General features: G+C 69.5%; 23 protein-coding genes and 9 pseudogenes. 22 read left to right on the top strand and 10 right to left on the bottom strand.

Going from position 1 to position 23,252, the window contains the following annotated elements:
- Positions 1-199: 199 nt before the first annotated feature.
- Entirely contained in the window at positions 200-4,147 is a 3,948-nt protein-coding gene (locus OHA88_RS00860) for a S8 family serine peptidase (protein ID WP_328623770.1), read from the bottom strand.
- Positions 4,148-4,560: 413 nt separating this feature from the next.
- On the opposite strand from OHA88_RS00860, the gene OHA88_RS00855 reads away from it, so the two are divergent.
- A complete protein-coding gene (locus OHA88_RS00855) occupies positions 4,561-4,782 on the top strand; it encodes a hypothetical protein (RefSeq protein ID WP_328623769.1) in 222 nt (73 codons plus the stop codon).
- A gap of 155 nt (positions 4,783-4,937) precedes the next feature.
- Here OHA88_RS00855 and OHA88_RS00850 read toward each other — a convergent pair whose 3' ends face one another.
- A complete protein-coding gene (locus OHA88_RS00850; protein WP_328623768.1) occupies positions 4,938-5,792 on the bottom strand; it encodes an NAD-dependent epimerase/dehydratase family protein in 855 nt (284 codons plus the stop codon).
- A gap of 137 nt (positions 5,793-5,929) precedes the next feature.
- On the opposite strand from OHA88_RS00850, the gene OHA88_RS00845 reads away from it, so the two are divergent.
- The 5 genes from OHA88_RS00845 (at position 5,930) to OHA88_RS00825 (ending at position 7,840) form a co-directional block, all read left to right on the top strand.
- Positions 5,930-6,778: a helix-turn-helix transcriptional regulator gene (locus OHA88_RS00845; protein WP_328623767.1), complete on the top strand. Its 849-nt coding sequence runs from the start codon at positions 5,930-5,932 to the stop codon at positions 6,776-6,778.
- 77 nt (positions 6,779-6,855) lie between these two features.
- On the top strand, positions 6,856-7,068 hold the full coding sequence (locus tag OHA88_RS44375; RefSeq protein ID WP_443044142.1) for a hypothetical protein: 213 nt from the start codon (positions 6,856-6,858) through the stop codon (positions 7,066-7,068).
- Positions 7,058-7,288 carry a hypothetical protein gene (locus OHA88_RS00835; protein ID WP_328623766.1) on the top strand — a complete coding sequence of 77 codons (231 nt, stop codon included), beginning with the start codon at positions 7,058-7,060 and terminating at the stop codon, positions 7,286-7,288. The genes OHA88_RS44375 and OHA88_RS00835 overlap by 11 nt, the downstream gene beginning before the upstream one ends.
- Positions 7,285-7,542, top strand: a complete 258-nt coding sequence (locus OHA88_RS00830; protein WP_328623765.1) for a hypothetical protein — start codon at positions 7,285-7,287, stop codon at positions 7,540-7,542. The genes OHA88_RS00835 and OHA88_RS00830 overlap by 4 nt, the downstream gene beginning before the upstream one ends.
- Positions 7,543-7,675: 133 nt before the next feature.
- Complete coding sequence (locus tag OHA88_RS00825; RefSeq protein WP_328623764.1) at positions 7,676-7,840, top strand: hypothetical protein; 165 nt, start codon at positions 7,676-7,678, stop codon at positions 7,838-7,840.
- Positions 7,841-7,943: 103 nt separating this feature from the next.
- Here OHA88_RS00825 and OHA88_RS00820 read toward each other — a convergent pair whose 3' ends face one another.
- Complete coding sequence (locus OHA88_RS00820) at positions 7,944-8,651, bottom strand: SDR family NAD(P)-dependent oxidoreductase (protein WP_328629547.1); 708 nt, start codon at positions 8,649-8,651, stop codon at positions 7,944-7,946.
- A 78-nt stretch (positions 8,652-8,729) separates the two neighbouring features.
- Here OHA88_RS00820 and OHA88_RS00815 point away from each other — a divergent pair, with 78 nt between their 5' ends.
- Positions 8,730-9,530 (top strand): helix-turn-helix transcriptional regulator, encoded by an 801-nt coding sequence (locus tag OHA88_RS00815; protein WP_326580615.1) that lies wholly within the window; start codon positions 8,730-8,732, stop codon positions 9,528-9,530.
- A gap of 58 nt (positions 9,531-9,588) precedes the next feature.
- On the opposite strand, the pseudogene OHA88_RS00810 reads toward OHA88_RS00815, so the two are convergent.
- Positions 9,589-10,326: pseudogene (locus OHA88_RS00810) on the bottom strand (transposase); the annotation flags it as partial.
- A 289-nt stretch (positions 10,327-10,615) separates the two neighbouring features.
- Here OHA88_RS00810 and OHA88_RS00805 point away from each other — a divergent pair.
- Genes OHA88_RS00805 through OHA88_RS00795 form a run of 3 tightly spaced genes read left to right on the top strand, consistent with a single transcriptional unit; the run spans position 10,616 to position 12,468 of the window.
- A complete protein-coding gene (locus tag OHA88_RS00805; protein ID WP_328623763.1) occupies positions 10,616-11,449 on the top strand; it encodes an alpha/beta fold hydrolase in 834 nt (277 codons plus the stop codon).
- Positions 11,442-12,038 carry a TetR/AcrR family transcriptional regulator gene (locus OHA88_RS00800; protein ID WP_443044141.1) on the top strand — a complete coding sequence of 199 codons (597 nt, stop codon included), beginning with the start codon at positions 11,442-11,444 and terminating at the stop codon, positions 12,036-12,038. Before OHA88_RS00805 ends, OHA88_RS00800 begins: the two co-directional genes overlap by 8 nt.
- Before the next feature lie 22 nt (positions 12,039-12,060).
- Positions 12,061-12,468 (top strand): hypothetical protein, encoded by a 408-nt coding sequence (locus tag OHA88_RS00795; protein WP_328623762.1) that lies wholly within the window; start codon positions 12,061-12,063, stop codon positions 12,466-12,468.
- Between the two features lie 15 nt (positions 12,469-12,483).
- Here the strand turns inward: OHA88_RS00795 and OHA88_RS44370 are convergent.
- Positions 12,484-12,642: pseudogene (locus tag OHA88_RS44370) on the bottom strand (IS5/IS1182 family transposase); the annotation flags it as partial.
- 201 nt (positions 12,643-12,843) lie between these two features.
- Between OHA88_RS44370 and OHA88_RS44365 the strand changes: the two are divergent.
- Both OHA88_RS44365 and OHA88_RS00780 read left to right on the top strand, forming a co-directional pair.
- Positions 12,844-12,931 (top strand): annotated as a pseudogene (locus OHA88_RS44365) (transposase); the annotation flags it as partial.
- Between the two features lie 298 nt (positions 12,932-13,229).
- Positions 13,230-13,439: pseudogene (locus tag OHA88_RS00780) on the top strand (transposase); the annotation flags it as partial.
- Positions 13,440-13,459: 20 nt separating this feature from the next.
- On the opposite strand, the pseudogene OHA88_RS00775 reads toward OHA88_RS00780, so the two are convergent.
- Positions 13,460-14,721 (bottom strand): annotated as a pseudogene (locus tag OHA88_RS00775) (IS110 family transposase).
- A 419-nt stretch (positions 14,722-15,140) separates the two neighbouring features.
- Here OHA88_RS00775 and OHA88_RS00770 point away from each other — a divergent pair.
- Positions 15,141-15,436, top strand: a pseudogene (locus OHA88_RS00770) (transposase); the annotation flags it as partial.
- Between the two features lie 140 nt (positions 15,437-15,576).
- On the opposite strand, the gene OHA88_RS00765 reads toward OHA88_RS00770, so the two are convergent.
- Positions 15,577-16,482 carry a helix-turn-helix domain-containing protein gene (locus OHA88_RS00765; protein ID WP_328623760.1) on the bottom strand — a complete coding sequence of 302 codons (906 nt, stop codon included), beginning with the start codon at positions 16,480-16,482 and terminating at the stop codon, positions 15,577-15,579.
- A gap of 154 nt (positions 16,483-16,636) precedes the next feature.
- On the opposite strand from OHA88_RS00765, the gene OHA88_RS00760 reads away from it, so the two are divergent.
- The 6 genes and pseudogenes from OHA88_RS00760 (at position 16,637) to OHA88_RS00735 (ending at position 20,196) form a co-directional block, all read left to right on the top strand.
- Positions 16,637-17,377: an SDR family oxidoreductase gene (locus tag OHA88_RS00760; RefSeq protein WP_328623759.1), complete on the top strand. Its 741-nt coding sequence runs from the start codon at positions 16,637-16,639 to the stop codon at positions 17,375-17,377.
- 168 nt (positions 17,378-17,545) lie between these two features.
- A pseudogene (locus OHA88_RS00755) lies at positions 17,546-18,319 on the top strand (NAD(P)-dependent oxidoreductase); the annotation flags it as partial.
- An 81-nt stretch (positions 18,320-18,400) separates the two neighbouring features.
- Positions 18,401-19,228, top strand: coding sequence for an alpha/beta fold hydrolase (locus OHA88_RS00750; RefSeq protein ID WP_328629545.1), 828 nt, complete (start codon positions 18,401-18,403; stop codon positions 19,226-19,228).
- Positions 19,221-19,832 carry a TetR/AcrR family transcriptional regulator gene (locus OHA88_RS00745; RefSeq protein ID WP_328623758.1) on the top strand — a complete coding sequence of 204 codons (612 nt, stop codon included), beginning with the start codon at positions 19,221-19,223 and terminating at the stop codon, positions 19,830-19,832. Before OHA88_RS00750 ends, OHA88_RS00745 begins: the two co-directional genes overlap by 8 nt.
- On the top strand, positions 19,829-19,972 hold the full coding sequence (locus OHA88_RS00740) for a hypothetical protein (RefSeq protein WP_328623757.1): 144 nt from the start codon (positions 19,829-19,831) through the stop codon (positions 19,970-19,972). Before OHA88_RS00745 ends, OHA88_RS00740 begins: the two co-directional genes overlap by 4 nt.
- Entirely contained in the window at positions 19,939-20,196 is a 258-nt protein-coding gene (locus tag OHA88_RS00735) for a hypothetical protein (protein WP_328623756.1), read from the top strand. The genes OHA88_RS00740 and OHA88_RS00735 overlap by 34 nt, the downstream gene beginning before the upstream one ends.
- 159 nt (positions 20,197-20,355) lie before the next feature.
- Here OHA88_RS00735 and OHA88_RS00730 read toward each other — a convergent pair.
- Both OHA88_RS00730 and OHA88_RS00725 read right to left on the bottom strand, forming a co-directional pair.
- Positions 20,356-20,622 (bottom strand): annotated as a pseudogene (locus OHA88_RS00730) (transposase); the annotation flags it as partial.
- A 692-nt stretch (positions 20,623-21,314) separates the two neighbouring features.
- Positions 21,315-21,515: a hypothetical protein gene (locus tag OHA88_RS00725; RefSeq protein WP_328623755.1), complete on the bottom strand. Its 201-nt coding sequence runs from the start codon at positions 21,513-21,515 to the stop codon at positions 21,315-21,317.
- Between the two features lie 99 nt (positions 21,516-21,614).
- Between OHA88_RS00725 and OHA88_RS00720 the strand changes: the two are divergent.
- Both OHA88_RS00720 and OHA88_RS00715 read left to right on the top strand, forming a co-directional pair.
- Positions 21,615-21,806 (top strand): annotated as a pseudogene (locus tag OHA88_RS00720) (transposase family protein); the annotation flags it as partial.
- Positions 21,807-21,877: 71 nt separating this feature from the next.
- The gene (locus tag OHA88_RS00715) at positions 21,878-22,315 is read left to right on the top strand and encodes a hypothetical protein (RefSeq protein ID WP_328629951.1); all 438 of its coding nucleotides are present in this window, start codon (positions 21,878-21,880) and stop codon (positions 22,313-22,315) included.
- 135 nt (positions 22,316-22,450) lie between these two features.
- Here OHA88_RS00715 and OHA88_RS00710 read toward each other — a convergent pair whose 3' ends face one another.
- Positions 22,451-22,816, bottom strand: coding sequence for a hypothetical protein (locus OHA88_RS00710; RefSeq protein WP_328623754.1), 366 nt, complete (start codon positions 22,814-22,816; stop codon positions 22,451-22,453).
- Between the two features lie 199 nt (positions 22,817-23,015).
- Between OHA88_RS00710 and OHA88_RS00705 the strand changes: the two genes are divergently transcribed.
- A complete protein-coding gene (locus OHA88_RS00705; protein ID WP_328623753.1) occupies positions 23,016-23,237 on the top strand; it encodes a hypothetical protein in 222 nt (73 codons plus the stop codon).
- Positions 23,238-23,252 lie beyond the last annotated feature (15 nt).

Below are 23,252 nucleotides of genomic sequence, written 5' to 3'. Positions count from 1 at the left end.
TCCACCATGGCCTGGGAAGCCGCCTGCGGCGGCTTCCCAGGCCGAAGCCTGTTCATCCGTCGATCCCCGACCCTTGCAGAGTCGTCTGGGCCTCCAGTGCCGGTATCCGGCCTTTCCGGACACTCACTAAGGGGGATCTGGCAGAACAGCCGGTGCCCTATGCCATCAAAGGTGGGGGGGCGCCGGCTGCTCTCGACGGTCACTTGAGGCCGAAGGCCCGGGTGATGGTCTGGGTGATGCCGCCGCCGTTGCGCTGCTTGGCGGTGATCCGGATGGACACGTAACTCGCCCGGGAGGGCGCGTTGACGGTCGTCTGCCAGGTGCCCTTGTTCTCCTTCAGGTCCTGCGGTCGCCAGGATGCCCCATCGTCGTAGGAGACCTCGAGCTTGAGGGAGGAGACCGCGTCCTTCGCGGCGTCACTGCCGAGGACGACGGGTGTGATGGAGAAGGCCGACTTGCGCTTCGCGCGCCCCGCGAGGTCCAGGTCCGTTCCGTAGTCGAGTTGGGCCAGCGGGATGGCTAGGTTGTTGGTGGTGCCGGAGAGGAATCTCCACTCGGTGTGTGTGGTGGTGGAGTAAGGAATGGAGTCGGTGTTCCCCTTCGTGTCGACGACGAGCCGGTACGGGAGTTTCTGCGGTTCCAGGTCGCCCACTCCGAATTCGGGTCGTGCCCCGTTCTGCATCAGCAGTTTGTCTCCTTGGTGGAGCGAGAAGCTCCGCGACATCATGCCGGTGTCACCGCTGTGGGCGGATCCTCCGTCGCCGAATCCGGCGATCATTCCGCCCATGGCGTTGCCGAAACGGTGCGGGACCTCGAAGCTGACCATACGCGGCCGGGTGATGGGCCCGAACCAGTGTTCGCTCTGCACGCTGCGCGGACGGTAGCTCACGACGTCGGTGAAGGTGGACCAGCCGTCGATGGATGCGTACTGCTGCCACTTGACGCCGTTTCCGGCGGAGACCCAGTCGGTACGGTGTCCTGCGGCGACCGGCTCCCTCGGGAACGGCGGGACGCGCGTCATCCCGTAGCCGGCATAGGGATAGGCGGCCGGCCAGTACTCGTACGACGGGCTGTCCTCCCGGCTCTCTCTGACCTGCTTGCCGGCGGGCGGGGCGAAGTTGTTGTCGATGCGGGCGAGGCTGCCGGGATCCGTTGCCGCGGAGGGGTCGTCCGGCACGCCGCCTTGGTGGTAGTCGGCCAGGTCGTACAAGTACTGCGGCGTGGGATGAGCTTCAACTGCCAGCTTGGTGCCGGAATTTCCTGCGGACCCGATCCTCTTGATCAGATCCTCGCCCTCATCCATGGTGAGCGAGGCGACCGGGATCCGTCCGGTCGTCGTTCCGTCCGCGTCGCCGTACCAGTCGGTGCTGCGGCCGTTGCCGTCGTTGACCACCAGGAGCATCGCCGCACCCGCGGCGCGCGCCGCGGCTGCCTGGCCCGTCGGGACCACGGCGCCGCCGCTGCGAACGACTACCGCCTTGCCGCGGGCGGACAGACCGGCGTAGTCGGCGGGCTTGCCGGTACCGGCGAAGACGGCGTTGACGTGCGCGGTGCCGTCGCGGAACTGAGCGGATCCCGGCTGCACCAGCAGGGTGTCGTCGAGGCTGCGGCGGCCGTAGGTGATTTCCAGTGGGGTCTGCTTGGCACGGATGCGGGTGGTGAAGACGAAGCTGCCGTTCTTCACCTTGCCCTTGGTCGGAAGCGCCCACAGGCTGTCGTACTCGGCGGATGGCAAGAGGATCTGGTGCAGAGCCTGCCCATCGTTGGGTGTGGGCTCACTTGAGGTGAAGGAGCGGAAGAGGTCGATCCTGCTGGTGGTGACAGCCGTGGGCTTGGGGGTGGCCACCTTGATCTGGCGGATGCGCGATGCGTCGAGTTCCACCTGCCGGTCGGACCTCAGGTCGAGTTCGGGAACGGTCAGTACCGCGTATCCGAGGGAGTGCGGACCGTGGCGGCCTTCCACGTCCAGTGTGGAGACGACGGTGTAGGAGCCGGGGGCCCAGCGGCTGGTGAGCGTGCCGTCCGGGGCCCACATGATGGTGGTCTTCCCGTCGGCACCTGTGATCTCGACGTCGCCGCTGACGGGCTTGCCGGATCGGTCCTTCAGGTGGACGGTCAGGTCATACTTCTCGGACTCGACGGAGAGTCCCACGGCCGTGTGCACGGCACCGGCCGCGGAGCGTGCGGTGACCTGGGCCGCGTACTGGCCCGGCGCGAGGTCCTTCGGGTCCGCCACGAGGTCGACCGTCGAGGTTCCGCGCGCGGGTACCGTGACGCGGTCGGTGGCCGACGTGAACACCCCCGCGGGCGAGTCTCCGCGGTCCACCGAGAGCTGCAACGTGATGGGGCGGTCGGTGGTGTTGGTGTAGGTGATCTTCCGCTTGACCGGCTTCCGCTTCTGGTCCGCCGACCACCGCACAAGTCCCGCGTCCACCGAACCGCTCGCGATCACCTGGTCCCTCAGGTAGGCGGCGGCGACGTCCAAGCGACCAGTGCCGGCCTGGTAAGGAGTGTAGGCGGGGGTCGGCGCGCTGGTGCTCATCAGAGCGTCCTTGATTTGCTGCCCGGTCCACTTCGGATACTTCTGGGCCAGCAGGGCCGCCGCCCCGGCAACATGGGGAGCCGCCATGGAGGTGCCGCTCTCCGTGCGGTAGTAGCCTTCACCCCCGCCGTCCATGTACTGCGAACGCGCCGCCAGCACGTCCACACCGGGGGCTGTCAGATCGGGCTTGAGGGCGTCATCCATGAGGCGTGGCCCGGCGCTGGAGAACGGGGCGAGTTGGTCGGACGAGTCGACCGCGCCAACGGTGAGTGCGGCGTCCGCAGTTCCCGGCGAGCTTACGCTGTGGGGGCTGTTCCCGGAGTTGCCCGCGGCGATGACGAAGAGCGCACCCGTCTCGGCACTCAGTTGGTTGACCGCCCGGCTCAGGGGATCGTCTTGGGTGTGCCACACCGGCGTGCCCAGACTCATGTTGATCACCTTGGCGTGCTCGGTCCGCGCCGCCCACTCCATGCCGGCGATGATCCCCGAGATGGGACCTGATCCGTTGTCGCCGAGGACCTTGCCCACCAGCAGATCCGCGCCAGGAGCTACACCCCGTTCCGAGCCGTGGGAGGCAGCGCCGGTTCCGGCGACAGTGGACGCGGTGTGCGTTCCATGGCCGTTCCGGTCAATGACGTCCTCACCGGCGACGAAACTGCGGGACGCCACGATGCGCTTGGCGAGGTCCGGGTGGGTGGTGTCCGCCCCGGAGTCCAGCACCGCGACCCGTACCCCGGCACCCGTGCCCCCCGCCCCCCATGCCTGCGGGGCGCCGATCTGCGCCGTGGTGTCGGCCAGTGCCGCCTCCGCCTTGCCGTCGAGCCACACCTTGTCGACACCGGCGGTGAAGGACGGCGCGGCTACGTCGTTGTCCGAGCTTGGACCGGTGCGCGCCGTCGACCGCGAGGGGTCCTGCCCGCTGGGGCCGGTGAGGGCCGACCAAAAGGCTGCGGCCTTCGACCGTTGGGCTTCGACGGCCGCTCCGCGGACGGACGGAAGGCCCAAGGTGGTCTTCGCCCCCGGCAGCGCGGCAGCGGACGGCAGTCCGTCGTCGGACGCGCCGCTCTTGTGAGCGGACACACCATCGGACCGGGTGATGATCAGAGGGAGCGCGCCGGTGTGGGCGTCGTCGTAGTCCTGGGCCACCAACTGTGTGACGTTGAAGAGTTGCTTGTCGAGTCGGCCGGAGGCGATGTAGGGCATGGCCTCATCGGGGTACACAAAGGTGTCACCCCCCTCAGTGGCGACGCGAACCGACCCCTTGGCTCCCGGCGCACGCTCCACGTCCACCAGAGGGCCACGACCATTGCCCTGAGCCAACGTCACCTTGTCACCCGTGATCAGCGTCACCGTGATCGGCGCACTCTGAGAGCCGCCGTGTCCCTCATAAGCCACATGGGCACCGGGGGCATGGGCGGCACCGTAGGCGGCCGCGGCGGGTGTCTCCGTACCCGGCACGGTGTCCCCGCTCGGTGTGGCCGCCCCGGTCGCCTGCGCGGGAGAGGTCAGGCCGGTGACGCTCAGGGCCGCTGTGACCGCAAGCAGCGCCGACAGACCGGCGCGTCCGGGTCTGCGGGCAGGCCGATGCCGTATGTGTGATGACATGTACAAGTGCCTCCGACGGCCCGGTACAGCCCGGGTCCGGTAGTGGGACATCAGATAATCGGCGCACCATCGCGCCCGCGGCTCGGACTGCACCTTTGTCGCCCCGCAGATGAACCACAAGGGGATCTCCGGGGCCAGTAAGCGCAGTTGCACAGGTGCGAAGCAGCAGGTACCCGAACCGTTTCCAGAGCAGGTGCGTGGATGCTGACGTCGTGGAGCCGTCATTCAGGCAGACCCGCAAGATCGCGGCCGGCCCGGAACGTCTGCAGGCACGGTGAAACTTGAGTGGCACCTCGCGTGCGAAGCCGTGCCCAAAGGAGTGGTCGACAGACCGGTGTGGCTGCTGGTGCTCCAAGTGCGCGCTGGCCCGGCCTGGTCGGCCAGGGGCCTTCGTTCGTAGCCCGGCCCCGACGGTGACGTGCTCCACAGGCAGTGAAGGCGCCTGTTCCGCGGGCTGCCGGCACGCCTACCTCGACAGCCTGTTCATCGACCCCGGCATGGCGGAGGACGCCTGGGCCGACGTCGCCGACAGTGATCCCTCGGAGCCTTGGCGAAGGACCGTCGAGGAGTGGCTGGACAAGGAACTGCCAGCCTGGACGATGAGGAAGCCGTCGGACTGGGCGGGGTGGAGCTGATCCGGGCCGCGATGCGCAAAGCGGCCGGGCAACTCGGCTGGAAGGTCACCTGTCACCAGCAGCACGTGAAGCAGAGGCGATGTCACCGCCCCTGCACCCCGCGGACGGATGCCGGTTGGGCGGATCACAAGGGTGGACTGACGGCGCAGTGACCGTCACAGGGCTCCGGCGTCCCGGGCCGTCCAGACGCTCGGGTAGATCGGCCGGAAGCCGAGCTCCCGGCGGATCCGCTGGTTGGACACGATCCCGAACCACGGGTCGGGGTCCGTGAGCTCGTGGAGTCCGGCGGGCACCTCGACGCCGTTGAGCTGGTACAGCTCGACCGTCGTGACGGGAGCGTCATCGGCGATGTTGTAGATCCGGCCGGCGATACCCGGCGCGTACAGCAGACGCATCAGGCCCTGGGCGACGTCAGCGTGGTGGGCCATCTGCAGGCGCTGGTGCGGCGCCCAGCGGGCGGCCCAATGCAAGGAGTTGGCGAGGTGCGGATCGCCCTCGCCGTAGACGAAGGGGAGCCGCCCGATGCGTACGTCCAGGCTCTTGAGCGCGAGCAGTTCGCGCTCGGCCTCGGCCTTGGACTCGGGGTAGGCGCCCCACATCGCGCCGCCCGGCCGACTCTCGTCCTCCTCGGTCAGCGGGCGGCCCCGTCCGAGGCCGTACACATTGTTCGTGCTGACCTGCACGAACCGCTCCACGCCGGAGGTCTGCGCGGCGCGGCCCAGGGCCACCGCGGCGTCCCGGTTGACGGCCCACGCCTCCTCATCCGGCACCCCGCGGAAGGCGGCGGCGACGTTTACGACGGCGTCCACACCGGCGAGTGCCTTGCCGAGTGCCTCCTCGTCGCGCATGTCTCCTACGGCGACCTGGGCGCCCAGCTCTGCGAAGCGCTCGCCACGGGCCGCGTCCCGCACCAGGACCCGCACCTGCTCGCCCGGCTGTCGCTGGGCCAGCAGCCTCGGCACGAAGCGCCGTCCAACTTGTCCCGTCGTACCGGTCACCAAGATCAGCATGATGTGCTCCTTAACGCACTGTGTCGCCTGTCGTTGATGACCAGCCTCGGCGGATGCGGGGACGACCGGGAGAGACCTCTTCATCAGGGGATCGGGAGTCCCTGGATAAGCCGGCCCGCATCCCGCACCCTGGCGAGGTGAACCGAGCCGAACTCGCCGACTTCCTGCGCCGCGCTCGTGCCCGCCTGGACCCCTCCGACGTGGGTCTGACGGCCGGCGCCCGCCGCCGTACGCCGGGGCTGCGCCGCGAGGAGGTGGCCCAGCTGGCCGGCATGTCCGTGGACTACTACACGCGGTTGGAACAGTCCCGGGGCCCGCGTCCCTCCCGCCAAATGCTCACTGCGCTGGCCCGCGCCCTGCGCCTGACGGAGGACGAACGCGACCACCTCTTCCACCTCACCGGTGAAGAGCCGCCGCGCCGGGAGGCAACCAGCACGCATGTGCTCCCGGGCCTGCTCCTGGTGCTGGACCGGCTGTACGACACCCCGGCGATGGTGGCGACCGACTGCGGTGAGGTCCTGGCCCAGAACGCGCTGTCGCGGGCACTGAGCGGAGACGCTCTCGCCCGCCCGCCCCGAGAACGCAACATGATCCGCCGCTTCTTCCTGGACCCGGCGGCCCAGGAGCTGTTCCCGCCCGAGGACCGCCCGGAGCGCGCCCGCGAGCAGGTCGCCGGCCTGCGAGCGGTGGCCTCGGCCCGCCCCACGGACCCCGAACCCGCCGCCCTCGTCGCCGAACTGTGTGCCGCAAGCGAGGAGTTCGCCCACCTCTGGGACGAACACGAGGTCGCCGTACGCCGCGCCGCCACGAAACGCTTCAGGCACCCTACGATCGGCATCCTCGAACTCGACTGCGAGATCCTCGTCAACTCCGACCACAACCAGCAGCTCGTCATCCACACGGCCCGCCCGGGCACGGCGTCGTACGAGCGCTTGCAGTTGCTGCGGGTGGTGGGCTTGCAGGACCTCACGCCGACGACCCCCTGACCGCGTGCGCGCCTCCCGAGTTCGCTCCCTGCCCACCGCAAGCCTGCTTATGTGACAGCTATCGCGCCTCGGCTCATATGGGGTGTATCCGACCATCAGGCCGGAGGCATTCAGAAGCTGAGTTCTACGTAGTCGATGTCGGTGAATTCGACCAGGACCCCGTCGGCACGGCGGCCGCGGTCCTTGAAGTACTCCTGCTGGAGGCCTTCGGCGAGGACGGCCTGGAGCTGCTGCTCCGGGGCGCCGGCGGCCTGCGCGTCGAAGAGGCGGGCTGCGTAGGTGGCGGGTGAGCAGGAGGAGCGGCGTGCGGCTCAGCGAGAGAAGGAGCGGCGCGAACAGACGGAGCAGCAGCTGACGGAGCGGCGCGAGCGGAACGAGGCCGCCCGACGGGAGCGGGTGGAGCGGGCGTTGGCCGTGCAGCGTGAACAAGAGGAGGCAGCGGAGCGCCAGGCGCAGCGGGAACGCGCCGAGAAACTCGGCTACCTGGCGCCGTTCGTCATGGGAGCGTGAAGAAGGCGGCCCGTGAGGAGGGGGTCACCACCTGGCGCGAAATGGGGGACAAGACCGGGCAGCGTGAGCTGAGCCGCCTCACCCACCAGGACAAACTGACGCTGCTGGAGACAGCGGAGAACAAGACCCTCCCTGGCAGTCCCCTGTGGTCCGTGATGCGGCCCCGCAAGAGCAAGAAGGACACCACCAGAGCCCCAGCCGCCCCGGCGGCCCCGGCCAAGACCGCTGCCCGCAGTTCTCAGAGAGGGAGGTGACCTCATTCAACCCTGCCCGACAACTCCACCTCACGCGTCCACTGATCCTTCCACCGCGAACACGCCTCGCCGCCCCGCCACCCCGCGCACCCAATCCGGCCTGGCGCGACAGTCCGTCCTGGTCTGCATCGGCGTGAAGAACGTCGAGGTGGACGGCTGGTCCGGCCGGCCCCCAACCGCCGCCGCCCTCGGCGGGAACACGGTCGTACTCGCCGGCCAGGGCAAGCGCGTGTCCTTCGAGGCCACCGGGATGCGCGCCGAGTCCGCAGCCGGACGCCAGCGGAGCCCATCGCGGTGACATCGCTCGCCAGTCCAGGAGTGGATCGGCGCACCGGAAGCCTCACCCGAGAGATGAAGGGGTCCCGGTGGCGCGGTGTGCCTTGCCGATGACCATGGGGCGGCTACCAGGGGACCGGTGTTCCGTCCCAGGAGAAGAACGCGCCGGAGGGTCCGTCGTCAGTCAGCGTTGCCAGCCGGACCGCGCCGGCGGCCGCCTCGGCCGGGTCCCCGCCCGCAGCCGCGGCGGCGTTCAGATCGGTTCGTCGCAGACCAGGTGCCAAGGCGTTGACCTTGAATCCGTCGCTGGCAAGGCTCTGGGCATAGAACAGGGTCAACGCGTTCAGGGCCGCCTTCGATGAGCGGTAGGAGGCGAAGGCACCCCGGAACCCGGAGTGCTCGGTGGCGGCGGCCGCAAGCGACCCGGTCCCGCTGGAGATGTTCACGATTCTTGGGTGGGCGGAGCGCCGCAGGGCCGGCAGTAGCGCGTTGGTCACCGCCACCACGCCAAATACGTTCGTCTCATAGACCCGGCGGAAGGTATCGACGTCCTCGTCCTGCGCGCCCATACCCTCAGCGGGGGAGACGCCCGCGTTGTTGACCAGGACGTCCAGAGCGGCGATACGGTCCGCCGCCGAGGCGATGCTCACAGGATCGGTGACATCGAGGACCAGAGGCCTCGCGTCACCGCCGATGTCGGCGACGGTATGTTCCGCACGTTCGGCGGTCCGCGAGCCGACGTAGACGGTCAGTCCCGCCTGGACGAGCTGGCGGGCGATTTCCTTGCCGATCCCTTTGTTCGCGCCGGTGACCAGCGCAGTCAAGATTTCCATGCCACCAGCCTCGCCGCCGGCCCGGCACGCGACCAGGGACAATCGATACCAGGAAGACACAGCCCGAGGAGATGCCCGGTGGCCCGAGACGAACTGGCCCGCTTCTTGCGCGACCGTCGTGCGGGACTGCGCCCCGAGGACGTCGCCCTGCCCGCGGTGCCCCGGCGCCGCACCGGCGGTCTGCGCCGGGAAGAGATCGCGGACCTGGCGCACATGTCCGTCGACTACTACGTCCGCCTGGAGCAGGCGCGCGGGCCGCGTCCCTCCCCGCGGATCCTCGACGGCCTCGCGGCTGCGCTGCGACTGGCTCCGGCCGAGCGCACTCACCTCTTCCAGCTGGCCGGCCAGACCCCCCAGCCGCCCACGGCACCCCCGCGGCGCGTGCGCAGGCACATTGCCGACCTGCTGCACCGGCTCCCGGACACCGCCGCCCTGGTCACCGCGGCGAACTACGACGTCCTGGCCTGGAACCCGCTGGCCCAAGCACTGCTCGGCGACCTGGACCGGCGGCCGAACCTTGCGCACCGCCGTTTCCTGCTCCGCGAGCAGGTCCTGACCACTGGCCACGAGGACTTCGCCGAGATCGTCGTCTCCCGCCTGCGCACCGCCGCCGACCGCTACCCCCACGACGAAAATCTGTCCGGCCTCCTGGCGGACCTTACGGCGAACAGCGCGGAGTTCCGCGAGATCTGGGCCTCCCACCCGCTGCGGATCCCCGGGCACCGGATGAAGACCTTGGTCCACCCCGAACTCGGCGAGCTTCGCCTCAACTGCGACGTGCTCAATCTCCCCGAGGACGACCAGCAAGTGCTGTTCATGACGGCCGACCCCGACACACCGACCGCCCGCGCCCTGCGCCGCCTGTCCACCCGGCCTTGAGGCCCGCCCCGAGAGTGCCGTCAACGAGCAGGGGCCACGTGACGGGCAGCTCACGCTTCTGGCGGTGGCATTCCTTGTCCTCGGCGTGCTCGCGTGCCTTCTGTGCGGCTTCGGCCTCGATCTGGGCGCGGGCGGTCTGCAGCTTGGCCAGGCGCTTCTCGCGGCGGTCGAGTTCGGCGGGCAGGTCGGTGTCCTTGCCGTCACTGCCGAAGGCGTGGTCCTCGGCGGTGTCGACGTGCTCGGCGTCGGCCAGCAGAGCGGCGGCCTGGGCCTCCAGGGCTGCGATCTCGGCTTCGATCCGTTCTTCCTTGTCGACCAGCCGGCCGTAGCTCATCGCCTTGTGCTTGGAGGCGCTGGCCTGCATCGTGCCGTCCAGGGCGACGCGGTCCATCTTGACCATGCCCAGATTCTGCGCGAGGTGCAGGGACTGGGCGAACAGGTCGGCGAGGGCGTCCAGGTGGCGGCGGCGGAACCGCGATATCGAGCGGAAGTCCGGGGCCTGGTCGGCGGCCAGGAACCGGAACGCGATGTCGTCGGCGCACTTGCGCTCGATCGCCCGTGAGGAGCGGACCCCGGTGGTGTAGCCGTAGATCAGCAGCCGCAGCATCAACCTGGGGTCGTAGGGCGGGTAGCCGCGCTTCTCGGTGTAGTCGGCCAGGACCGGCCCCAGATCCAGGACTTCGTCGACCAGGTCGGCGACGAACCGGGCCAGATGGTCCTGGGGCAGCCAGTCGTCCAGCGACGGGGGCAGCAGCAGGACCTGGTGCGGGTCGAACGCCTGGAACCGCTTGTCCACCGCCGCCCCACGGCCCTGTGACCGCCTCCTCTCGACCGGTTCGACCTCGAACAGCCCATCCCCACCACCCATACCGCCATAATCCCGCACGAATGATCACGAAACGTAGGCGGGTTGCCGGTTGCTGGAACCAACGACTACGCGCCGGGCAGCTGCCCCGCCGCCCAGCGCTACTCCGCCACCCTCGGGTGCTGGAACCAGCCGATGATCGGGGAGGTGCGTTGACACATGCAGCTAACGTCACTAGCCTCTAGCTAATGCAGTTAGCCAACTCCCAATGGAGGAAGTCATGACCGAGCACCTGACCATCGGCGACAACACCATCGCCTACGACCTGATTGGTGAGGGCCCTCTCGTCGTTCTGGCGCACGGCCTGGGCGACAGCCGGCACTCCTACCGCTTCGTCGCCCCGGCCCTGGCCGCGGCCGGTTACCGGGTCGCGAACGTCGACGTGCGTGGCTGCGGCGACTCCGGCCTCGGCTGGGACGGCTACAGCCGCTCCGACATCGCCGGCGACCTGGTCGCCCTGGTGCGCCTCCTCGGCGGCCCGGCCGTCATCATCGGCCAGTCGATGAGCGGCGGAGCTGCGACCATCGCGGCCGCCACCGCGCCCGACCTGATCACCGGCGTCATCGAACTGGCACCGTTCACCCGCAAACAGCTGAACGACCTCGGCGGACTGGTGCGGGTGAAGCGCTACCGGGCCGGTGCCACTCTGATGGGGCGGGTCGCCTTGCTGGGAAGTCTGCCAGCCTGGAAGAAGTACCTCGACCTGGCGTACCCGGTCAAGCCCGCCGACTGGGACGGCGAACTGGCGCGCATCGAGGCCAAGATGAGCGAGCCCGGCCGGATGAAGGTTCTGCAGGCCATGTGTCAGTCCGCGGCCGACGCCGGCGCGCAGTTGCCCAACGTCGCCTGCCCGGTCCTGGTGATCGAGGGCAGCGCCGACCCCGACTGGGCCGACCCGCGCGCCGAGGGCGAGCGGATCATCGCCGACCTGCCCCAGGGCCTCGGCGAACTGGTGGTCATCGAGGGTGCCGGTCACTACATGCACGCCCAGACACCCGAGAAGGTCGTCGCGCTGGCCCTGCCCTTCCTGGCCAGGACGCTGACCCTTGCCTAGGGCCGGACTGTCCCCGGCGTCGATCACCGAGGCCGGCGCCATGCTGGTCGACGAGATCGGGTTCGCCCAGCTCAGCATGGGCCTGGTCGCCGAACGGCTCGGGGTCAAGACCCCCTCGCTCTACAAGCACCTCACCAGCCAGGCCGACCTCGCCCACCGGATCGCCATCCTGGCCGTGACCGAGCTCGGCGACGCCATCCGCGACGCAACGCAGGGCCGCGCCGGCGGCGACGCCCTCGCCGCCGCCGCGCAGGCCATGCGTACATACGTGAGAGAACATCCCGGCCGGTACGCGGCAGTCAACAGTGCCCGCCCGGACGGGCCCGACGACCCGTTCATCCCAGCCAGCAACCGGGCGCTCAGCTCCCTCTCGGCCGTGCTGCGCGGATACCACCTGGACCCCGCCCAGGAGGTCCACGCCCTGCGGATGCTGCGCAGCATGCTGCACGGGTTCTCGACCCTCGAAGTCGCAGGCGGCTTCCAGTACGACACAGACGCCGACGACAGCTTCACCTGGATGATCACCTTCATCGACCAAGGACTCCAGGCCACCACGCCAACCCCCGGGCCCGCAGCGCCCACGCCCTGACAAACGACAGGCGGCCACTACTGTGATCGACAAGAATCCGTCCCAGAACGACTATGCCCGAGGGGCACTGCGATTCCTCACCGAACTCATCGCGTGGGTGGGCGCTCCCTGGGCCCTGTGGCCGCACTCGATAGCCCTGGCGATCGGCGCCGTGGTGATACTGATCGGGCTGCCCGCGGTCTTCAGTACGCCGGGCGACAGGCCCGGCGGCCGCACGCCCGTATTGGTGCCCGGTATCGTGACGATCCTCCTGGTGCTGATGCAGCTCGCAGCCGCCACAGCGGCAACGTGGGCGCTCTGGCCCTGGTGGGCTGCCACAGCAGCGACCGTGCTGTGCCTGACCGTGACAGTCACCGAACAACCGCGCTGGCGCTGGCTGCTCAGTGCGCCGGGTAACCCCACCGGAGCGCAACCTGGAAGGTCGTCATGACCGACTCCCCGTCCACAGCCGCACCATCAACCTGGGGTCGTAGGGCGGATAGCCGCGCTTCTCGGTGTAGTCAGCCAGGACCGGCGTAAGGTCCAGCACATCGTCGACCAGGGCGACGAACCGGGCCAGGTGGTCCTGGGGCAGCCAGTCGTCCAGCGACGGGGGCAGCAGCAGAACCTAGTGCGGGTCGAACGCCCGGAACTGCTTGTCCACCACCGCCGGACGAACCTGCGGCTGCCTCTTCTCGACCGGCTCGACCTCGAACAACCCATCACCGCCACGCATACCGCCATCATCCCGCACGAATGATCACGAAACACAGGCGGGGCGCTGGTTACTGGGACACGCTCCGGGGTGCTCTGGCGGTTCCGCGCCGGTACGGGCTGGCGTGATGTCCCGGAGCGGTACGGGGCCTGGTCCACGATCTACTCCCGGTTCAACGGCTGGGCCAAGGCTGGGGTGTTCCAGTCCCTGATGGACGCGTTGATCGCCGAGGCCGCTGCGCGGGGGCAGGTCGGTCTGGAACTGGTCAGCGTGGACTCCACGATCGTGCGGGCACACCAGGAATCGGCTGGGCTGGCGGGGGCCGGAGAGACCCTGGACGCGCTGGAGCAGGCACTGACCGAGGAAAAGGGGGCTCCACTTCCGCAGCAGCCACCAGTGCTGCGGGTGATCCGGCAACAGCCACTGCCGATCCGGACACGGCGGACGCGGCCTCGGACGAGGATCGGGCCGCAGCGCGTCGCCGCCGCAGGGCCAAGGCGGACGCCGCCGGGCTCGGCCGGTCCCGAGGCGGACTGAGCAGCAAGATCCACGCGGCAGTCGACGCCGCCGGACTGCCCCTGTCATTCGTCCTCACCCCCGGACAGGCCGGGGACTGCCCGCAGTTCCAGGCCGTGCTGGACAAGATCCGCATCCCCGGACCTGTCGGCCGCCCCCGCACCCGACCGAACGCCGTGGCCGCAGACAAGACATCCCACGCCGATAAGCGTCAAGCCGCTGCTGCAGCAAGTTCGGGTGACGGCTGCGGGAAGGCGATTGTTTCGTCGTAGATGTGACCGTTCTGGAGGCAGTAGAACAGCATTCCCATGAAGCGGTTGAAGAGGTTCCTCTGTGCGGCAACGTGGCGGTCGCCGGCCGCTCGGCGGCGGTCGTAGTGGGCTCTGGCGCCTGGTGAGCGGGTAAGGGAGACGAAGGCCCAGACATAGCCGACGGCAGCCAATCTCTGATTCTTGATCTTCCGACTCATGACCATGCAGCTCTTGCCGCTGGACCTGGTGACCGGGGCGCTTCCTGCGTAGGCCTTGAGGGATCGGGCGTTGGCAAAGCGGGTCCGGTCATCGCCGATCTCTGCCAAAATCCGGGCGCCGGTCAGTGAGGCAAGTCCCGGAAAGCTGCGGATGATCGGGGCATCGTGATGCTCTGCGAAGGCTTGCGTGACGGCTTCTTCGAGCTGTTCAGCGTTATCGCAGGCGGTGTTCAGCTGCCTGAGCAGGGCGGATGTCTGATGCCCGAGGGCTGTTTCGACCTGCGGGAGCTGGTGGAGATACTCCCGCTTGAAGACTTCGTGGAGCCTTTCGGCTTCGGTCTGGATGCCGCGGACCCGGCCGGCCTGCTTGAGCAGGGACTGCAGGCGTCGCCGTGTCAGCTTCGCCGCCATGGTCGGGGTCGGGGCTGCAGCCAGGATGCTGCGGGCTTCTCTCGAGCACAGGCCGTGTTTGTGCTGGGCGTAGGCGTCGAGGATCGCCGGGTAGAACTCCCTGAGCTGAGAACGGAGCTTGTTCTGGGCCTGGCCGCGGGCCCAGACGGCGTCCTGCTGGGCACGCGCGAGCACGGCGATGGCCTGCACGAGCTCGGAGTCCGCGGGCAGCGGCCGGTGGGCGGCCATGTCGGTTCGCAGGATGTTGGCCAGGGCCGCGGCGTCGACGGCGTCTGACTTCTTGCGGGCGACGGAGTGACGGTCCCGATAGCGGGCGACTGCCAGCGGGTTGATCGCGAAGACCGGCCGGCCGGTGGCCCGCAGGCAGGCGACGAGGAGCCCGCGCGATGTCTCGATCGCCACGGGGATCGGGGCGTCCTCGCTATCGCCATGTTCAGTCAGCAGGGCCGTGAGCTGGGCGAACCCCGCCGCGTCGTCACTGATCCGCACTTTGGCGAGTTGCTTTCCCCGGCCTCAACCAGGGCTATGTCGTGGTGGCCTTCGGCCCAGTCCACCCCACAGAAAACTGGCGTCGGTAACCCGACGATCTCCATCCGGCTCTCCTTCGTCCCGGCTCTTTTCCCAGGCCAGAGCCTGTGCAGGGTGCGCGTGCTCCCTAATGGAAGTGCTCAAGGCACGTCATCCCACCAGCCGTTCGCAACCCCAGCGAGTCATACGGTCCTCGGTCCGTGTCAGAGCTGAGGGCTCAGGCAGAGGTGAGAGGTGATCCGCATAACCGGCTCGGACTACGAACAGCAAACCGCGGAGCAGTCAGATACGGGCCTGCCTACACAAACGGGACCACGTGAATGCCGTCGGAGACGGATCTGTACCTGTTCTTGCCCACTTGAGGTCCATGCTGCTGGGCGCGAGCCAGCCTCGTCTTGTCAACAGGACTCTCAGGCCCGGGCCTACTCAAAGGCTCGGCTCGCGCCCTGAAGATCAGCTCCCGCCGACCTTCGCTTCCCATTAGGCCTACTCCTCCCGGGCCAACCGGCCTACTTACGCCGGCGCCACATCAGCGGTGTCATCCCGGAGAAGACCGACCAGCAGGTTAATCGGAAGAAGAAGGGCTCGGCCGGCGGCCGGCCCGTCACCTACGACCCCGAACGCTACAAACAGCGCAACACCGTTGAACGTTGCTTCCAGAAGATCAAAACATGGCGCGGCCTGGCCACCCGCTACGACAAGACGCCCGCGAGCTTCGAGGCCGGACTCCACCTCCGAGGATCGATCATGTGGCTGAAACTCCTGACCGCAACCACATGATCCGAATCCCAAACAGCCCCTAGGACACATCGCGGCGAGGAATCGCGGTGCCGGCGGCTGAGGCCGGTCACACAGGCGGCGGACCCGCATGCCCCGAGTCTCTTGTGACCGCCTCAGCAACGGTCGGAGCGAGCAGGGCGTCACGGTCTGCGTCGGCCCCGACTGCCCTGCGATTGGTGGCAGGCGTCGGCGTCGCGGCCTGTCAGCGGGTCGACGGCCGCAGCGGGCTGCTGCCCGCCGGCGGGGGCGAGGGAGGTCAGCAGTTGGAGCTTCTCGGCGGCGTCGCTGTCCTGGTCCGGGTAGTAGAGCACGAGCAGCAGGTCTCCGACGGCGAGCTTCTCGCGGTTGAGGTGCAGTTCGCCCACGACTGGATGGTTGACGGTGCTGGTGTAGCCGAGCGCTTTGATGTCGTGCCGTGCCCACAGGGTGCGGAAGCGGTTGCTGGCCAGGGACAGCTCGCCGACGAGTTCGACTGAGCGCTGGTCGGTGACGCTGTCGTCCACCGAACGGCGAAACGCCGCGACGGAGTCGACGACCGCCGCCTCCCAGTCGTGCTGGAAGTGGCGTTCCTCGGGGTCGAGCAGCAGGGAGCGCAGCCGGTTCCCGCCAGGCCGCAGCCGCGGCGACAGCGCCATCGCGAGCCGATTGGAGGCCAGGACGTCGAAGTGCCGGTCCTCGACGAACGCCGGCACGTCCACGGCCGCCAACAGATGGTGCAACCGGGCGGGCAGGCGCGGCGTGCGCTGCTTGCGGCGGGCCGGCGGGCGGGGCACGTTGAGTCCGAGCAGGTACTCGGTTTCCAGGTCGTCGAGGTGCAGGACACGGGCGATGGCCTGGAGCACCTGCGGGGAGGGGTTGTGATCCCTGCCGCGCTCCAGCCGCAGGTAGTAGTCCGCACTGATACCGGCAAGCATCGCGACCTCCTCGCGGCGAAGCCCTGGGACGCGCCGGTTGGCGCCACCGGGGATGCCGGCCTGCTGCGGCGTGACCAGGTCGCGGCGGGCGTGCAGGTACTTGCCCAGCCGGTTCGCGTCGTCTTGAGGCATACCTCCCACGGTAGCCGCGGCCGACGGTCGCAGAGGGGGTCCTGGCACACCCCGGATCGGCAGGGCCTTTCTAGTTCCAAAGCATGTGAGCGAGCCTGGTTGCGGAAGAACGGGTAGTTGTTGGACGGCTACCGAACGTTATAGGGAGGTTCTGGTGAAGCTCACCAATCGCACAGTGCTCATCGTCGGTGGCACCTCTGGCATCGGGCTCGAACTCGCGCACCGGTTCGCGAAGGACGGCAACACGGTCGTCGTCGGCGGGCGCCAGCCCGAGCCACGGGACGGCCTGCAGTCCGTTCAGATCGACGTCACCGACCCCGCCTCGGTCCTGCGGGCCCGCGACGAAGTGCTCGCCGCGCACCCCGACCTCGACGTTGTTGTCACGATGTCCGGAGTCCTGCTCACCGAAGACCTGCGCGACCCCGCGCACATCACCGACGCCGAGAACATGGTCGCCACGAACCTGCTCGGTACCATCCGGGTGATCGACGCCTTCACGCCGCACCTGATCGGCCGCGGCGCCGGAACGTTCATCACGGTGAGCTCGGGAATCGCGTTCCTGCCCTTCCCGCTCATGGCCACCTACGGCGCCACGAAGGCCGCGGTCCACTCCTACACCGAGTCGCTGCGGGCGCACCTGGCCGGGACCGGCGTGGAGGTGGCCGAGCTCGTGCCACCGGCCGTCGCGACCCCGGCGATGGCGAAGCTCAACCCGGCGGCCGTTCCGGTCGACGATTACCTCGATGAGGTGATGGAGCTGCTGGCCGTGGAGCCTACGACCCGCGAGATCATTACCGAGGCCGCGCTGCCGCTGCGCTGGGCCGAGCGGGACGGCACCTACGCCGAGCTCCTGGAGCGCCGCTCCGCGCCGCTGAACAACCTGCCCGGCCGCTGATCGGCCCGGTTCCCGGCCCGGCTGCTGATTCCGCTGTCGCGGGGCACCGACCCGCCGCGACCTCCTGAACACGGCCTACGTCGTGGGCGGGTCGGCGTCGCCCCGCCCACCTGCCTCGTCGCAGCGGCCCGGCCTGCAGTCTCCCGAACCACCAGAAGGGATCCACCGATGACTACCCCCAGCAACGGACGATCGGTTGTCGGCTTCATCGGCCTGGGTGACCAGGGACTGCCGATGGCCGAGGCCATTGCCGGGGCCGGGTTCCCGGTCCACGCCTGGGCGCGGCGCCCGGAGGTGTGGGACGACCCACGCCTGAGCGCGCTGACCCGGCAGGATAGCCCGGAGGCGCTGGCCGCCGCAGCCGACATCCTCGCGGTGTGCGTCAACACCGACGCCACCGTGCTCGACCTGGCGGCGTCACTGCTTCCGGCGATGCGGCCCGGAACGGTCTTCGTCAATCACGGCACCGGGACCCCGGCCAACGCGGTCGCGATGGCCGAACTCGCCGCCAGGCACGGTATCGCCGCCGTTGACGCCCCGGTCAGCGGCGGCCGGCAGGGAGCCGAAGCGCGCACGCTCACCACGCTCGCCGGCGGAGAGGAATCCGCGATCGAGATGGTGCGGCCGGTGCTCCAGTCGTTCTCGAGCCGCGTCGTCCATCTGGGCCCGGCCGGCACCGGTCAGCAGGCGAAACTGTTCAACAACGCTCTGATGCTGATGAACATGCGCGCCATCAACGACATGCTCACCCTCGCCAAGGACACCGGCGCCAACCCCGCCGCGCTGGTGGACGCGCTGCGCTCCGGCAGCGCGTCCAGCCGCGCCCTGGAACTGCTGGGCACCATGGTCCGGCCGGAGACCGCCGATCACCTGTCGGAGGTCTGCGTGCTCGACATGGAGATCTTCTCAGCGGCGATGAACGGGGCTGGCGTCCACTCGGAGACGGTGCGACGGGTGACCGACGCCGGCATGGCCGGAGCCCGCGGGCTCGCCCAGACATTGAAAGTAGTTACGGAGGTCGACATGACTGAGTTCCTGAACGTTAAAGGCGGCACCCTCGCCTACGAGGTGACCGGCTCCGGGCCGCTGATGGTGCTTGCGCACGGGATCGGCCAGAGCCGCGACGCCTATCGGTTCCTGGTACCGGAGTTGGTGGCCGCCGGTTACCGGGTCGCGGCCGTGGACCTGCGAGGCAGCGGCGAGTCGACCGCGACGTGGCCGTCCTACACCCGGACCGACATCGCCAGCGACCTGATCGCGCTGATCCAGCACCTCGGCGGTCCCGCGGTGCTGGTCGGCCACTCCATCTCCGGCGGCGCCGCGACGATCGCCGCTGCCAAGGCGCCGACGCTTGTGAGCGCCGTCGTCGAACTGGCGCCGTTCACCCGTAAGGTGGAGTACTCGCTGAGCGCCCTGGGCCTGTCCCGCTACCGCAGGGGCGCGACGGCGATCTCGGCCGTCGCGATGCTCGGCAGCCACAAGCAGTGGCGGAAGTACCTGGAAATTGCGACCCCGGAGCCGCGCCCGGCGGACTGGGCCGCGAGCCTGGAGCGCACCGACGCGATGCTGCGCGAGCCGGGCCGGATGAAGGCCCTGCAAAAGCAGATGAACAGCGCCGCCGACGCCGGGGCCCAACTCGGCAACGTGCATTGCCCGGTCCTGGTCGTCATGGGCACCCTCGATCCCGACTGGGGTGACCCGAAGGCCGAGGGCGAAGCCATCGTGGCCGCGCTTCCGGAAGACGTCGGCCGACTCGAGATGCTCCCGGGGGCGGGCCACTACCCGCACGTCCAGTTCCCGTCGGCAGTGGTCGGCCTGATGCGCTCGTTCCTCGAGACGGCCCGTGCCTAGGGCCGGATTCGACCGGGCCACGGTCATCGCGGCCGCGTCGGAACTTGCCGACGAGGTCGGCTTCGCTGGCCTGACCATGGGCCTGCTGGCCGAACGGGTCGGCGTACGGACACCGTCGCTGTACAAGCACGTCGATTCGCTGGACGCCCTCCACCGGGGCGTCGGCCTCCAGGCCGTCCGCGACATCAGCGCCGTCCTGACTCGGGCCGCCGTCGGCCGGTCCGGTCTGGACGCGGTCCGCGCGATCGCCGAGACGTACCGGAAGTGGGCCCTCGACCACCCCGGCCGGTACGCCGCCAGCGTCCGCGCCCCGCGCCCCGCGGACGAGGAATACCAGGCCGTGGCCCACGAATCGGTGCAGATCCTGTTCGACGTGGTCGCCGGCTTCGGGCTGACCGACGAGCGCGCCATCGACGCGGTCCGAGCCCTGCGCACCGTCATCCACGGCTTCGTCGGCCTCGAAAGCGACGATGCCTTCCAGATGGAGCGCGACCCCGCCGACAGCTACCGGTTCGTCGTCGACACGCTCGTCAACGGCATGCGGGCCGAGGCCGCCATCGACGGGCCCGGCACTGCGCCGCTCCATGCCGGGGAGGGATCATGACCCAGGCCGCTGACTCCCCGAACCGCACCAACGCCGCTTCCGGGCTGCGGTTCCTGACCGAACTGATCGGCTGGACGGCCACCCCGTGGGCGCTGCACAGGGTCGATTGGGCGGTCGCGATCACCGCGCGGTCCTACTGATCGGACTGCCGGCTGTCGTCGGGACACCCGGCGACCGCCCCTTCGACCCGCCGGTGGCGATCCCCGGCGCGGCAATGCTCCTGCTCGTGCTCCTCGAAGTGGCCGCCGCAGCGGTGGCCCCGTGGTTCGTGTGGCCCACGGGGGCGGCGGTCGTCGCGACCGCGCTGGCCGCGACGTCGGTCGTGCTCGAACAGCCTCGCTGGCGTTGGCTGTTGCGCCACTGAATCACAACTCGATACGCACCCTAGCTGAGGAAGACAGCGGGAGGGCTGTCTCCCTCTTCGCGTCAGACGCGACCTTCGATGACCTCACCCTGCATACCTCCCAGCTCTTGTCGCCGATGATCGTCTGGCCGGGGTGGGAGGTGGTCACTCGGGGGCGGTGTCGAGCATGTCGCGCAGGGTCTCGCGTTCGTCGGCCTTTGCACCGGTGAGTGCGAACAGGACCGGAAGGCCGCCGGGTGTGCAGACCAGGTGCAGGCGCAGGCCCCAGAAGTACCGGGAGTGCGAGGCGCAGTAGCCGTGCTGGGCCCAGCCCGCCAGGTCCGATCGCTTGGCGGTTTCCCGGGAGCAGCCGCAGCCGACGGGTGTGGAGTCGACCAGCCATACGTCGTCGCTCCACAGGGCAGTGTCCCGGGCGAGGATGCGGATGCTGCGGCCGACCCCGCCCGGCACCGCTGTCGCGGCACACCAGCTCGCACATCACGGGATCCAGCAACGCGCCGGCGACCGCCTTCACTTCGTGGAAGACGGCCGCATCACGGCCGACCGCCCTCCATTCCTCACGCTCCCAGTGCAGGGGCCTGGTCCCACCACCGGGCGATCACCGCGTGCGTAAGCCCGAACACCTCACCGGGCTCCGTACCCGCCCGCCGGGCACGCCGCGCGACACCATTCCGTCGCCGCTGCGTTGCCGCTACCTCCGGCAGGCCGCGCAGGTCCAGGCACTCGAGCGGCTGGTCGGCGTCCGCGTCCATACCCCACCGCCCATGCGTGGCGCACAACCGGTCCCGTCGCGCCGCGTATTGGGCCACCCGGACCGCCTGTCCGGTTCGTCGCGCCGCACACGGACGACGGTCGAATGCCACCGGACCGGCCACCCACCACAGCCCTTGCGGTGTTTCGTCCCCGCCACCTGCGACAGTCCCTGGGGTGTTTCGTTTCCGCTCTGTTCGGCGAGCGGCTCCTCCTGCGCCAGGATGGCAGTGCCCACGCGGGTATCTCCGGTGCCAGTGCCCCGGCGGAACGTCGGCGTCCACGCCGTAGCCGGCAGCTGTCCTCTGCGGCAGCGACCACGCGCGGCCAGTCGTCTCCCATGCGCGCCGGGTGCCGCCGGCCGGAACTCAACCGGCTGTCACCCGGTCGTCGATCAGGACTGCACGGGTCCGGGACCGATCGAGGAACCGCGCCTCGTCGACAGCCACGCGTTCGTCCGAAACGGCCTGCATCCACGTTTGGAAGGCGTTGCGATCGGTCCAGCCCAGCTCGGTCACCACGTCGAAGTCGATCAGGTCCTCATTCAGGTTGAAGGCGTCGCCGCGCACGGGAGTGTCTAATAAACGGCCCTGTCTCACTTTCGGTGGTGACGGAGAGTCGTGGGGGTCGTTGTTGTTGGTGTGAGGGATGTCAACGAGCTTGTGCGGATGGTGTTTTCGGGGTTGTTCCCGCTGGTCGTCGAGGATGTGGTCGACGAGGGTCAGCGGATCGAGGTGCGCGCGCGGACTCCGCAGGATGACGCGGTCTGTCCGGTGTGTGGGGCCCTGTCGGGGCGTGTGCACGGCTATCAGCTGCGGACGGTGGCCGACGTGCCGGTCGACCACCGCAACGCCGCCGTGGACGCCGCCCGCAAGGACCGCGGGAGGCGCGGTTCGAGGGCGACCTGGTCGTCCCGTCGGACGACAACCTGGTGCGCCCGGCCCCGTCGCCGGCGCTCATCCCCGCCCGCGACGCGACCGGCTCTCCGGGGGAGCTCCGCCTCTACTTGCAGAACAACTTCACGGCGAAGGAGTTCTCGGAGAACTACGAGGCCCGCGAGCAGGGTCTGCCGCTTCCTCACCGGGCCGCCGGCAGCGTTACGGTCCGGGACGACCGGGACAACGACGTCGTCGACTCCTGGACGGTCAGCCTGACCGGCTGCCCGCTCCAGCCCCACGAGTCGCGCGGCAGCGTGTGGGTCCAGGTGCCGCACCACATCACCGAGGGAGCGGGGCTGCGCAGCCTGGAGTACGAGCTGCTGCCGCCCCGCCGTCGCACGTACTGGGTTTCCAGGCAGGACCAGGTCCAGCTTCCCAACCCGGCGTTCGCGCAACGCACCGGCTGGTGGGGGCGCCTGCTGGGCAGGTAGCCCGCCCTCCTGCCTCTGAGCGACAGGGACCGGCCCCGGCGTCCCTCTGCTGGGGGAGAGCCGGGGCCGTCGCGCCCGGGAGGCCCGTAGGGGCCACCGTAGCGCCGCCCGCCCGGGTGGTCCTGGCAAATGCCGCTACGGCCGATGAGCGGCATCAAGTGACTCCGGCCGGACCAGCTGAGCGGCCGGTGGAGCTGGTCCCCCCGCCGGAGCGGCGGTGGCGAACGGACCACCGGACGGCAGCTGCAGTCCAACCACGAGCTCGGGATGGTCCTGCGCTACCCGCTCCAGCGCCCGCGTCCGGATCGGTGCGTCGTTCATCCAGCTCCGGTGCCTCTGCCAGCGAATCCGGCAGTCGATGAAAACGGGCACTGCCGCCATGACCATCCCCGCGAAGCCCACCAAGGCCGCCAGGAGCGGGCTGCTGTTCAGCAGCAGGGCGACGACGGTCCCCGTAGGCGGGACCGCCAGAGCGGCCAGGACGACGCGGGAGGGCAACATGCGGGCTCCGGATGTGCCGCCGGCGGACCCCGACGCGGTGCCCGCCTCAGTCCGGCACACAGCGCGCTGCTGACCGCGATGGCCGGCATCGGCTCCCTGGACGGATTCTCTGCGGGCCACGCCGTCCGGCTGGCCCAGGCCGACCCGGATGCCGTCCTCGCACTGGCCCGTGGATCCAGCAGTCCGCGGTGAGCGGGCGGTGAGCGGCGAAGCGGACGCGGTGATCGCGACGTGGGTGACGTCAACCGACTGCGGCGCCCGGTACGAGACGCTGCACGCCGACGGCCAGGTCCACGTCGACGTCCAGCCGCCGATCGGCGAACCCGAGTTCGACGGCCAGGACGACCCGGACCACAACCCGGTCTGCAACTGCCCCCGGGCACCACGCTCCTGGTGCGACCGCTGCGCCGGTGTTCTGTGACAGCGAACCTGGACC

It is taken from the genome of Streptomyces sp. NBC_00353 (assembly GCF_036108815.1).
In the GTDB taxonomy this organism is placed as follows: domain Bacteria; phylum Actinomycetota; class Actinomycetes; order Streptomycetales; family Streptomycetaceae; genus Streptomyces.
The sequence above is the reverse complement of the archived record's forward strand: the minus strand, read 5'-3'. Positions and strand labels throughout refer to the sequence as shown.